This is a genomic window from Nostoc sp. (genome assembly GCF_036917415.1).
GTDB lineage: Bacteria > Cyanobacteriota > Cyanobacteriia > Cyanobacteriales > Nostocaceae > Nostoc.
Window position 1 is genome coordinate 25988 of the sequence record NZ_JBALDJ010000053.1, and the last position, 12068, is coordinate 38055.

General features: G+C 40.6%; 6 protein-coding genes and 1 pseudogene. 1 reads left to right on the plus strand and 6 read right to left on the minus strand.

The features are described from left to right. Window positions 1-31: 31 nt before the first annotated feature. Both V7K41_RS10055 and V7K41_RS10060 read right to left on the minus strand, forming a co-directional pair. Window positions 32-1576 (minus strand): HlyD family efflux transporter periplasmic adaptor subunit, encoded by a 1545-nt coding sequence (locus tag V7K41_RS10055; RefSeq protein ID WP_334847692.1) that lies wholly within the window; start codon window positions 1574-1576, stop codon window positions 32-34. A gap of 116 nt (window positions 1577-1692) precedes the next feature. After that, window positions 1693-4803 (minus strand): peptidase domain-containing ABC transporter, encoded by a 3111-nt coding sequence (locus tag V7K41_RS10060; RefSeq protein WP_334847694.1) that lies wholly within the window; start codon window positions 4801-4803, stop codon window positions 1693-1695. 2438 nt (window positions 4804-7241) lie between these two features. On the opposite strand from V7K41_RS10060, the gene V7K41_RS10065 reads away from it, so the two are divergent. Beyond that, on the plus strand, window positions 7242-8441 hold the full coding sequence (locus tag V7K41_RS10065; protein WP_334847696.1) for an acyl-CoA dehydrogenase family protein: 1200 nt from the start codon (window positions 7242-7244) through the stop codon (window positions 8439-8441). A gap of 145 nt (window positions 8442-8586) precedes the next feature. On the opposite strand, the gene V7K41_RS10070 is transcribed toward V7K41_RS10065, so the two are convergent. The 4 genes and pseudogenes from V7K41_RS10070 to V7K41_RS10085 form a co-directional block, all read right to left on the minus strand. After that, entirely contained in the window at window positions 8587-8781 is a 195-nt protein-coding gene (locus V7K41_RS10070) for a hypothetical protein (RefSeq protein WP_334847698.1), read from the minus strand. A 244-nt stretch (window positions 8782-9025) separates the two neighbouring features. Continuing rightward, window positions 9026-9163, minus strand: coding sequence for a hypothetical protein (locus V7K41_RS10075; RefSeq protein WP_334847700.1), 138 nt, complete (start codon window positions 9161-9163; stop codon window positions 9026-9028). 81 nt (window positions 9164-9244) lie between these two features. Continuing rightward, a pseudogene (locus V7K41_RS10080) lies at window positions 9245-10211 on the minus strand (D-2-hydroxyacid dehydrogenase). A gap of 789 nt (window positions 10212-11000) precedes the next feature. Further along, window positions 11001-11771, minus strand: coding sequence for an ATP-binding cassette domain-containing protein (locus tag V7K41_RS10085; RefSeq protein WP_334847737.1), 771 nt, complete (start codon window positions 11769-11771; stop codon window positions 11001-11003). Between the last annotated feature and the right edge of the window lie 297 nt (window positions 11772-12068).

The following is a 12068-nucleotide window of genomic DNA, read 5'->3' on the forward strand; positions in this document are numbered from 1 at the left end:
CTATTTCCTGATTCCAGTGCAATACCTTTAACTACATCTCTAAACCGCCCTTTTTCAGTTTTTTGAACGGATCTAAAACAAAGTCAATTACTCGCCGTTGACGAATGATGACTTCAGCATTTGCTGTCTGACCGGCACCTAATGGAATACGTTTGTCGCCATTTTGGACATACTGCTGGTCTAAGGTGATTTCTAATTCATAGGTTTCAATGTTGCCTTGGGGTGTTTGGCTAACTTTCGAGTCAGGCGAGATCCAAGTAACTTTCCCTGGTACAATGCCATACTCTTGGAAGGGATAGGCATCAAACTTAACTTTTACTGGCATTCCTACCTTCAAGAAACCGCTATCCTGATTTGGCATATTTGCTCTGAGTACGAAGTCTGTTTTCGTGGGTGCAATTTGGGCAATCCTTTGACCGACTTGTACCACCGCTCCTGGCTTAGTGGTGGGTAATTCAAAAATCACCCCATTAATTGGCGATCGCACCACGCGTTGCTGAATTTGTAGTTTTGTAGATATAAGCTGGCTTTTAGTCTGAGCAATTTCTGATTGCGTTGCTGTTATTTGTGTCTGTATATCTTTTAGCTGCTCCTGATTTTTCATTACAGCTAGTTCTCCGGCTTGCGTAGCACTTTTATAGCTACTTTGTTCTTCTTGCAGTCGGAGTTTTGCTTGTTTAATATCAGACTCCAACGTTTTGATCGTTACTTGATAACTATTTAGCTCTTGGGCTAAACGCAATTGAGCTTGTTTAATATCTGATAGAGACTTTTTATAAACTCGTTGGCTTTCTTGCTCTTGTTTTTTGCTTTCCTCTAATTGGATTTCAGCAACTACCTTCTTGTCAACAAGTTGGCTATAACGTTCAGTTTGCTTAGAATTTATACTCAAAAGTTTTTTAGCCGATTCCCAATCGTCTTGACTGGTGGAAATTTGCTCCTGTGCTTGTTTAACTAATGATTGCTTTTCTAACTTTTGGAGGTTATAGCTACTCAGTTTGGCATCCAGATTTTGCTGCACCTGGTTGAGTTGAGCCAATTTTTCTAATTCTTGAGATTTATTTTGTTGTTCTAAAAGACTCGTTGACATTAGGAGTTGATTTTTCAGCAATTCCAGTTGGGATTGCCGATTTTGTAGCCCTTGCAATTTGCTCTGGACTTGTTGCAGTTCCGTTTGTAGTAAATCAGCATCCAGTTCCAGTAAAACCTGGCCGGCTCTAACTGTATCTCCTTCTTTTACCGTAACTGCTTTGACACTCCCACCAGCTTGAGCGTCTAATTTTTGAGTTGCGCCTTTAGGTTCTATACGCCCTCTGGCGCTACCAGTTTCATCTACTTTTGAAAGAATTGCCCAAGGTAAGAACAGACCAGCAAAGGCGATGAGCACATACAACAAACCACGAGTCCAAATTCGAGGTAAGGCATCAAGTAGTTTTTCTGTACCGTAGTACAAATCTTGACTTTCATTTTCTGCTTTTGTCTGCTCGTCAAATACCGATTCTTCTTGCTGTTTGTAACCTTGATATTCATCTTGCTCATCTTGGGGAAGTGGGGACGATCTATTGGGATGTGGCATGGTTTTATTTCCGATAACAGTAGATGGGGAATGTAGGAGAAATCAATTCAAAATTCAAAATTCAAAATTGTTCGTGTAGAGTCTCGTAAAGAAGAAAAAGACTGCCCAATGCCCCATCAACTAACTTGAGACATCTGTTGTTGATTCAGGTAGTAATAATGACCTTTTTTAGCGATTAATTCGTCGTGGGTACCGCTTTCTACCAAAATACCTTGATCTAAAACCAGGATTAAGTCCGCGTTGCGGACTGTAGAGAGGCGATGGGCAATAATTAAACTTGTACGTCCTTTAAGAATTGTTTTGAGGTTGTTTTGAATAATCCGTTCTGATTCTGAATCTAGGTGACTAGTGGCTTCATCAAACAGTAATAACCGAGGATTTCCGAGCAAAGCACGAGCAATAGCTAGGCGTTGGCGCTGTCCACCAGAAAGCATTCCGCCGCTTTCACCAATTTCTGATTCGTAACCTATCGGTAATTTTTGAATAAATTCATCGGCTCCAGCATATTTTGCTGCTTGGATAATTTCTTCTGAAGAAGCATTTGGATTAGCGATCGCAATGTTTTCGCGAACAGTCCCACCAAACAGAAAAGTATCTTGGTCTACAACGCCGATTTGAGAACGGAGCGATCGCATGGCAACACCAGTGATATCGTTACCATCAATAAGTATTTTGCCATCTGTCGGTGGGTATAAACCCAAAATCAATTTACTGAGAGTTGTTTTTCCAGAACCGCTGCGCCCTACGACTGCAACCATCTGTTCCGGCTGAATTTCAAAGCTGAGATTTTCTAATACGTTAGTGTCACTTTCTGAGTGATAACGAAAGGTAACATTCTGAAAACAAATGTTACCGCGGAGTTTACCCAACGACTTGCGGGGTTTAGTTGCTAAGTCTTCTTCTGGTTCCGCCTCCAACACATCATTAATCCGTTCGGTAGAAATCACGATTTCCTGTAATTCATTCCACAGCAAAGCCAGTCGCTGGAAAGGACTCAAGACGTTACCCACCAACATATTGAAAGCAACTAATTGTCCAATAGTTAGTTCGTTATTAATTACCTGGGTTGCTCCATACCACAGCAATGAAGTATTTACAAAGGTTTGGATAACGCCACTAATAATTTGCAGGCGATTGCTAATTATTTGAGCATTAAAGTCTTTTTTGATTAAATCATTTAGCAGTTCCTCCCAACGCCAACGCACTGTCTGTTCAATTGCTAATGAACGGACGGTACGAATTCCGCTTAGGGATTCTATGAGATAGCTTTGTTCTTTGTTAGCTGCATTAAAAATATCTCTGGAGATGCGGCGCAAAATACTTGTGCTGGCCAGCGCCAAGATAAAAAATGGCGGTACAGTACACAGCACGAATAATGCCATCCGCCAGCTATAGGAGAACATCAAAGCCAGATAAACCACTAATGTCAGCATATCCAACACAATGGAGAGTGTCTGACCAGTAAGGAAGTGCTGAATTTTCTGGTTTTCTTGGATGCGTGAGATTATATCCCCAACGAAACGCGACTCGAAATAAGCAAGGGGTAAACGGAAGGTATGTTTGATGAAGCCTACGAGTAAGGCGATACTAATGCGGTTAGCAGTGTGAAATAAGAGATATTGCCGTACACCGTTGACAGCAACACCAAACAACCCAAAAACAATCATTCCCAAACCAATGGCGTTTAAGGTTGGAACACTGCGTTGCACAAGTACTCTGTCGAGCAACAACTGGGTAAATACTGGCGTTACTAACCCAAATAATTGAATTACTACCGAAGCTATGAAAATTTCTAGCAGTGTTCGATAGTGAGGTTTGACTAACTCAAAAAATTTCCAGAAGCTTCTACTTTCGTCCTTAGCACTTTTTAGTAAGTCTGTAGGTTGCAGTAACAATGCATAACCAGTCCAACCTGCTTGAAATTCAGCTTTTGTCAGGCTGCGTTGACCAAGAGCCGGGTCACATACAATCACCCGCTTTTTGGTGATTTCATAGACAACAATAAAGTGTTTACCTTCCCAGTGAGCAATTGCAGGTAAAGGTTGTTCTGCTAATTTATCAAGAGTAGCTTTCACTGGACGGGTGGCAAAACCCAGGTATTCTGCTGTTGCTGCCATCGCCTTTAAGGATGCACCGTTGCGAGTGACATTGGTCATATCCCGTAGGCGATTGATACTAAAATGTTTGCCCCAATAGTTACCAATCATCACCAAGCAAGCAGAGCCACAATCAGCTGCACTTTGTTGGGCATAGAAGGGATAGCTTTTGGTGATACGTTTCCACCAATGCCCCATTTGTACTTTCGGACTGGGAAAGTAAAAACGTGATTTTTTTGTTGGCTGTTGTTGTGACTGCTTCTCTTTTTGGGGAAAAGGAATAATTTTAGATTTTGGAGATTGGGAAGTTTTTTCTCTAGTACCCAGTCCCCGGCGATGCACTGAGCCGATCGTTGTGTCCTCAGTCTCCGATTCCGTTCCGCTGACACTTATGGCAAAAGCCCACTCCCCCAACTCTGGGAAGTATTCTAGTGCTGTTTGCATCTGGTCGTTTTTCAGAATGTAAGCAATCGTTGGTTGCGTTGTTTGCCAATCTCCTTGTTTTGGTTGAGCAAAGATTGTACCTGGTGTCCAAGAATGGCCTTCAGAATGCCGCAGTTGACCTTTGTATAATAGCCACAACTGTGAATCTTGGGATATTTGTGGACTTACAGAGCCAGTTTCTAACTGGTGTCGCTCAAACAAAGATAAAGCTTTGAGCATTCCTGAAACTTGTGATGTATGGCGTGGAAATTGTGATACTTGGCGACATAACAACAACAAATCCCAAAGTTCGGCACGGGCGAATAGGCGATCGCGAATGTTAGGATACTTGTCTATCAACCTTTGCAATGCTTCTTGTCTGAAATAGCCAAGTTTTAAGCTTGTCGAAGCTCTAACTACATAAGGACTAAAGTTAGCTTCGGGAAACAAAGTCAATTCACCAAAAACAGACCATGCACCAAAGGTAGTAATTAAATTCTCAGAACTATCTAACAGTCGAACTTTACCTGTAAGAATAATGTATATACCAGGATTCGTCTGTGCAGATTGCCAGAATTGCTTTGCTGATGGTGGCTCCACAATTTCCATTTCTGCCAAGAGGTTTTCTAATTCTTTTTCTGAAAGTTTTGTACCCAAGGTGTACAAAAGTCTTTCACCCAGATGTTGCTCAGAAAGCACTAGTGGCATTTTCTAATCTCCACAAAAAAATTTAGTTATCAATCTGAATCCAATTCCAAAATTCATTAAAAATATTATTATTTTATCCCGTGTTTTCACCGAGGAAACTCTAAGCTTTCTTAGAGTAAAGTTAAAAAGAAATAGTCTGGTAGCAAAGCATCTATCTTTTACATCTGAAGTACATATCAAGGATTTTTATTAGGTGGACAACCCACTTGTTGCAGCCAGTTATTGATGTGGCAATAACTAGTCTAAATGTCAAAATATCGAGCTAGAGCTTTGTTTACCTACATTCAGCTTCCAGAGCAACTAGCTGCATTGACATACTCCACACAAATATGGATTACTCTTTTTGGCAATCAGCTGCGGTTGTAAGTGATGATTAAGAGGGATTATTTTCGGCTCGTAATTTGCTATATGCAACAATAGCTATGCAAAGTATTTCATTTTTCAATCACAAATTCTCGAAGTTTTTTCTAGTTCGGGACAATTTTTTGGCTGAACGTTAGCTTTCATCCTCTTGAACAACACCTGACTCGGAAGAATTCTTAAAAGAATGTTTTCAGATATTCCTAACTTTTTAACAGCCTTGTCTGGACTTAAATGGTGTGACATAATTGTAGTTATAAATTGCATTGAGTCGTAAATTATGGAAAAAGTAATTCATTGCAGTTGTGTGAACAAAGCCTGACAGCAAAAAAACCACAACTACAAATCTGACTAACTTTGTAGTGTTAATCAGAAATTTACGCAATGTGCAATTAGCTCCCGGCTATTCCCTTTAGTGGTTTGCGAGTCTGGGGGATAGTCTCCGGGATAGCCTCATCCTTATCGTGCAACCTCGATCAAAAGAGGGTTTTGAGTAGGCTACAGGAAACAGAAAACTATAAAGCTATAAAAGCACATCGCAATTTTTGTTTAATGTAGTATTTTACCAATTAAGCAAAACTCCACTTAAACAAATATTGATTAAGTTTGCTTGGAGATTCCAAGATGGATCTTTTACCAGCACTACTTAGTATCTTTAAGGGAACATCTAGCAAGCTATTTAACGTTTGTATTATACCTCCTCTAGTGTAATAAATGCAAGTTACTAAAAGAGACTTGCGAACATCATATTTACATACAAACATGATATTTACATAATTAGTTTACACTCCTTAGCTCTTAAATTTAGATATTTTAGGAGTTTCTTAATGTAAATTTTCTGACAAGTCACTTAATAGATGATTTTTAACAAAAAAAATATATTTCACAACCATTTATACATTAAATCTTTAAATAGCTAGGTGGCATAACATGATGAGAGTCATAACGGCGACTATTGTTTACTTAAAGGTGATATTGAAGTTGTTTTAATTAGCTGTGAGGTAAAACACATGAATGTTGTGATCGAGCACACACACTAGTTAACTATCATAATCTTAGCATTTTTTTCCATCAAGGGCATAGCAGCAATACATATTACAGCTTGATAGAAGTTGAGAAATAACCGTCATGTTTAAATGTGCCTATAGTTCAAAAAATGACAATAAGTCGCAAATTCGTCTTTTAAAACCGAAGATTGCGATGCGATCAAGTAAAGTAATAAATAGATAAATTTAATAGTGGTTATACAGTCAGTGCCCTGACAAAAGTGTGACACCATAGATTTGGTAAAATATACGAAATTATCCTTAGCGGTTCTCAATCAGATGAGGTATATCCTCAAAGTTAAAAAATTTATATATCAAGTTTAGTTATACCTCCGTAGCAGAGAAACCGCTATCAAAGCAACCTATCACCTTGGTTGCGATCGGCAATGCCGTTGCTGTATATTTATCCATTGGAACATCTACTTGATGAGAGAATTATCCCTCTGTTATGTAAGGATATTTATATTTATCCCAGCAGAGAATATTTAAACGCTTGTTTCTCAGTGCTTGGTTCCAAACAAGGATTTTTTAGCTTTGCCGCTTGAGCAGGGCTTTGAAAAAGACTCAAACCTACATCTATCTGAGAGTTCAACTCTTGTGAGTTGGAGAGGCTATTTACGGACTGAGTACTGTGATTCACCGCTCAACGAATCGCACGTTATGATTCCCTTTCTCTATGCAGAAAGCTTAAAAACCCGTCCCCTCTGCACCTCTGCGGTCTTAATGATAAGTCTTTAACCGGACATGATATAAGTTGTGGGGCGATCGCTGAATTCTCTGCTTGGCTTGCTCTATGAAAGTAGTTTGTGTCATACTTACAGAAATTACTAATTACTAAATTTCGGTCGATTTTAAGTAGTATTTTCAGGATCGCTACAAGTAATATAGTTAGCGCAATGAGGCGCAATGAGGATTGGGGATTGAGGGAAGACTGCCGTCGTGCGAAAAATTGATGTTCCTGCAAACTTGAGATGCTTCCATATTGAAAAACATCTCTGGTTTAGTAGTACAGTGAATTGTGAAGGAGTATTTATGTCACAGTTGGAGCAAGCAGTGCCAGACACCTTTGTAGCCAAAGGCTTAGAAACTCTCCCTAATATTTTCGACCGAGTTGAGGCTCTGGCCAAAGATTTTGCCACCCGCGCAGGGGCACACGATAGAGATGCTTCCTTTCCCTTCGAGAATTTTACAGCTTTGGATGAGGCAGGATTGCTCAACCTCACCATTCCACGTGAATTCGGTGGCCAGGATTTGGGGTTGGCAACTATCTGCCGGGTGATTGAAGGGATAGCACGTGGCGATGCTTCCACCGCGCTAGTACTGACAATGCACTATCTTCAACATGCTCATGCAGCCCGTAGCCGTCGCTGGCATCCAGAAGTCTATAAGCGGCTGTGTCGTGAATCAATTGAAGGCATTGCTCTGCTGAATGCTGCCCGTGTTGAACCAGAGTTAGGAACACCAGCTAGAGGCGGATTGCCTGCGACAATTGCCGAACGAACAGCAGAGGGCTGGCGTTTAACAGGACATAAGCAATACACCACGGGTAGTCCCATCCTCAGCTATTTTGTTGTTTGGGCACGGACAACCGAAGATGAACCACAAGTTGGGAATTTTCTAGTTCCGCGCAATCTGCCAGGTTTGCGAATTGTCGAAACCTGGGATCACCTGGGGATGAGAGCTACGGGCAGCCATGACCTGATTTTAGAGAATGTATTAATTCCTTTAGAGTATGCTCTAAGTATCAACCCCATATCTGCTGCACCAACTTTTGATCCGCTAATTTCCACTTGGGGCAGTTTGACAGTGAGTGCCTTATATCTCGGTGTTGCTAGTAGTGGGCGAGACTGGCTTGCTAAATATCTTTGGGAGCGATCGCCTTCTAATCTCCAAGAGCCACTGGCAACTCTGCCACGCTTCCAAACTGCCGTGGGTGAGATAGAAGCACTGCTATTTGCTAATAATAGATTAATTTATAGTTTGGCTCAAGATATTGACAAGGGCGAATATGAGCCTCAAGTAGGATTACAGGCACAGGCTGTTAAATATCTCACTACAACCAACTCGATTCGTGCTGTGGAGATTGCCTTAGAACTAACTGGTAATCCTGGTTTATTAAAAAGGAATCCTTTAGAGCGTCACTACCGTGACGTTCTATGTAGCCGTATACATACACCACAGAATGATGTCATTTGCCAGTCATTAGGGAAGTCTGTATTGAAAGTCAAGTGATTAAAGACAAAGAGCAGTGAGCAGGAGAAAGGAATCTTCCCCCATACTCAATGCTCATTTCCCTTAAAACAATTAGGACTTTGTTGAGTTGAGTTACTAATTAGAGCCGAGGTAGTTAAACCTTGACTCGTTATCGGGGTCAGCTTTACTCCCGATCAATTTTTTCGATATCATCAGGTGTACCAGTGGCAGAAATTTTTGATGTGCCAGATTTGCCTGCACCTGAGTTGCCGCCAGAAGCGCCAGCACCCCCTGAGTGTTTAGAATCTGTGTTGCCTTCTTCTTCTTGAAGCTGTTCAAGGCGGTTTTTTTCTTGAGCTTTATCTTTTTGGTCAGCCATATCTTATTTACATTTTTCCCATAGCGATCGCTATATACTCTATCATTTATGTTTATTCAAGCGACATAACGAGGCAAATGCTTTTAATTGAAGCTTCTGGACTACATTGCTGGCAATAGCTCACTCCCTTTAAGACTGGCTTGTGGATTTTTGGGTTATGAGATTGCCCAAATCCCTTTGCACATATCGTACTGCCTCAATATTTACGTGCGATCGCATCGTTATAGGAGCAATAATTAATTTTTTAGAATTTTGAATTGCTCAGTATCCTGGCATCACCATCAAGATTACCTTCACTATCCACCTCCACGACATCTATATTAGATGGTAGATGTGGCTCTATATCTGCAATAAGATGATCGGCTAAAATTAGTTTCACCATTTATTACTCCCTGATTCCATTTTGGATTTTTAAAGGGACTGGGTATTACATATTAGGAAAACTAATCCCCAATCCCCAGTTCTAATATCCTGCTTTTTTATCTACTACATTTCGTAATGGTTTACCAGCTTGGTAACGCTTTAGATTGTCGATAAATAGCGCTATTGAACGCTGTTTGCTCTTGGGTGAATGGCCGGAAGTATGAGGTGTGATAAAGATGTTAGGAAGTGACCACAAAGGACTTTCTGGTGGTAACGGTTCGGAGTTAACTGTGTCTAATGCTGCACCTGCAATCCAACCTTCTGTGAGCGCTTTGATTAATGCCGATTCATCGATTACGCCACCACGAGCAATATTAATTAGGTAGGCATGATTTGGGAGCGATCACAATACAGATTCATCAATAAGTTCTTTGGTTTCAGGAGTTAGGGGTGTTGCAATAACTACATAATCGACTTCTGGTAGGAGCGATGCCTACGGCGGTAAACTACGCCATTCATCAGCACCTACTACTTTATCAAAATTTGGTAGCTCTTGGGGATGACGGCGACTGCCAATAATTCTTAAGCCGAAAGGTTTAGCACGGGCGGCAATTTCTTGACCAATACCACCAGCGCCAATAATTAGCAAGGTCGCATCTGTCAACTCTTGGATGGCAAAGCCTCTTTTCCAGTGACGTTCAGCCTGTAAAGCATATAATTCCTGTAGATGCTTGGCATGAGCCAGTATATAAGTAATGACAAATTCTGCGATCGGAATTCCATGCACTCCAGCCCCATTTGTAAGAATAATATCTCTTTGCAAATAAGTTGGTGTTAGGATGTGATTCACCCCTGCATTTGGTGCATGATGCCAACGCAGTGCAGGTGCTGCTTCTAGTATTTCATGCAGCGTCGAACTTCTGGATAAAAACCAACTGAAATAAACTTCAGCAACACTAGCATCTCCATCTAAATTTCCTTCAACATCTACCCTAACAATCTCTATATCAGGCGATAGATGAGGCTCAATATCAGCAACGAGCTCGAGCAGGCAATATCAGTTTCATGGTAGATAACCTCTTTTATATTTATAGGACTATTTCTGTACATTGCTTTTGTTCTACTAACAAAAAAAGTGTTATTTCTTACTAATATAGGACTATTATTTGATTTTTGAAAAGATACGTAGGGTGCGTTAGCGATAGCGTAACGCACCATTCTTAAAGATTCAGTGCGTTATAGCGGTTCTCAGTTGAGTGAGGTACACCCGTAGGGGCACGGCACTGCCGTGCCCTTACACTTCGCAATTAATCTTGTACTGCATCTGAATGGGAACCGCTATATGCAAAACGCTAACTTAATTTTGTTCAAAAATTAAATCGGATTCCTATACCAAACAGATAAAAACTCTGTAAAAAATGCTAGCATTACATTTAACAATATCTTTCAATACTATAATATACTTAGTAATATAACTCTAAATCATTTGTGAAACTCTTTCTCTTCTCCTCCTTTTATTTCTTCTCTACGAGACGCTATGCGTAGCTTGCTTCTTTGCAGGGGTACGCATCTTTTGCGGCATCCTGTGCAAGCCGTTTTGCGTCTACGTTAAAAAATAAAAGTGCTTTTTACAACTCCGATAGTATTGCTATAACAATCTTAAATCATTCGTTAAAATCCTTTTTTTCTATGCATTATCTGTATATCTGCGGTAATCTGCTCTGCGCCTATTTTATAAAAAATTATTTTTCATAAATCAGATAAGATTACTATATTAATAAGATTGATTCTCGAAGTAGCCTATTTTACCTCAGCTACCTCAAGCATTATATTAATCAACTAGCAAAAGCTAAATCTCAACTACTCAACTGCAACAATTGATTAGTTTGCTGACTACTTTCATTGCTCATTACTCGCTCTAAAACAGTTTCTCTGATATTGATAAACACTTCGTTACTTCGAACTCGCGGGCGTGAAAGTCTCACAGGCAAATCTACAGAAATCTGTCCTTTATCAATCACTATCACTCTGTCTGCCAACGCCACAGCTTCTTCCACATCATGAGTAACCAAAAATGCAGTAAATCTTCGTTCTTGCCATAAGTTTTCAATCAAACTCTGCATCTCTAACCGAGTTAGAGCATCCAATGCTCCCAAAGGTTCATCTAGCAACAACAAACGGGGCTGACTGACTAACGCTCTGGCCAATGATACCCGTTGGCGTTGTCCACCAGACAAAACATAAGGCCACTCATCAGCCCGATCTTCAAGTCCGACTTTATTGAGTGCCCACAAAGCTTTTTCACGCCAATTACCTTCTAAGCCCAACCCCACGTTCTGAACAACGCGCTTCCACGGCAGCAAGCGTGAGTCTTGAAACATCACTGTTACGGAGCGGCTGAGTCTATGCAGTGGTTCTCCATCCAGTAGTATTCCACCTGAAGTTGCTCTATCTAATCCTGACACCAGACGTAATAAGGTACTCTTACCACAACCACTTCGTCCGACAATAGCGACAAACTCACCTGCTTCAACTTCTAAATTCAGCGAGTTTAAAACAGTTTTCTTGCCAAAAACTTTCGTCAAATCCAAAATACTTAGTTGTGTACCCTGTAAATTTAAACTCACTTGCAAAACTCCAATTATAAAACCAGATATCGCCCGCCCAGCACTAATGCCTATATTTTGGAACAATTCTCCGGTGGAGGCTAGTTTAATGGCTGTAGCGATTACGCCACTAGGGGCTGGTAAAATTCTGGTTGAGAGTAAACCCGTTCTGGAAGCAAGTTCCCAAAGTACTAGAACTAAAACAGGCACAATCCAGGGAACTATTTTTTCGATTTGCGGGTTTTCTAACACCTCGCTCAGAGATATATTATTGTTGCTTTTGTTGTGTTTAAAGGTAATAGTCATCGAATTCTGGAT

Coding starts and splice junctions, on each gene's coding strand:
- V7K41_RS10055 (WP_334847692.1), bottom strand. CDS start 1,576: ATGCCACATCCCAATAGATCGTCCCCACTTCCCCAAGATGAGCAAGAT.
- V7K41_RS10060 (WP_334847694.1), bottom strand. CDS start 4,803: ATGCCACTAGTGCTTTCTGAGCAACATCTGGGTGAAAGACTTTTGTAC.
- V7K41_RS10065 (WP_334847696.1), top strand. CDS start 7,242: ATGTCACAGTTGGAGCAAGCAGTGCCAGACACCTTTGTAGCCAAAGGC.
- V7K41_RS10070 (WP_334847698.1), bottom strand. CDS start 8,781: ATGGCTGACCAAAAAGATAAAGCTCAAGAAAAAAACCGCCTTGAACAG.
- V7K41_RS10075 (WP_334847700.1), bottom strand. CDS start 9,163: ATGGTGAAACTAATTTTAGCCGATCATCTTATTGCAGATATAGAGCCA.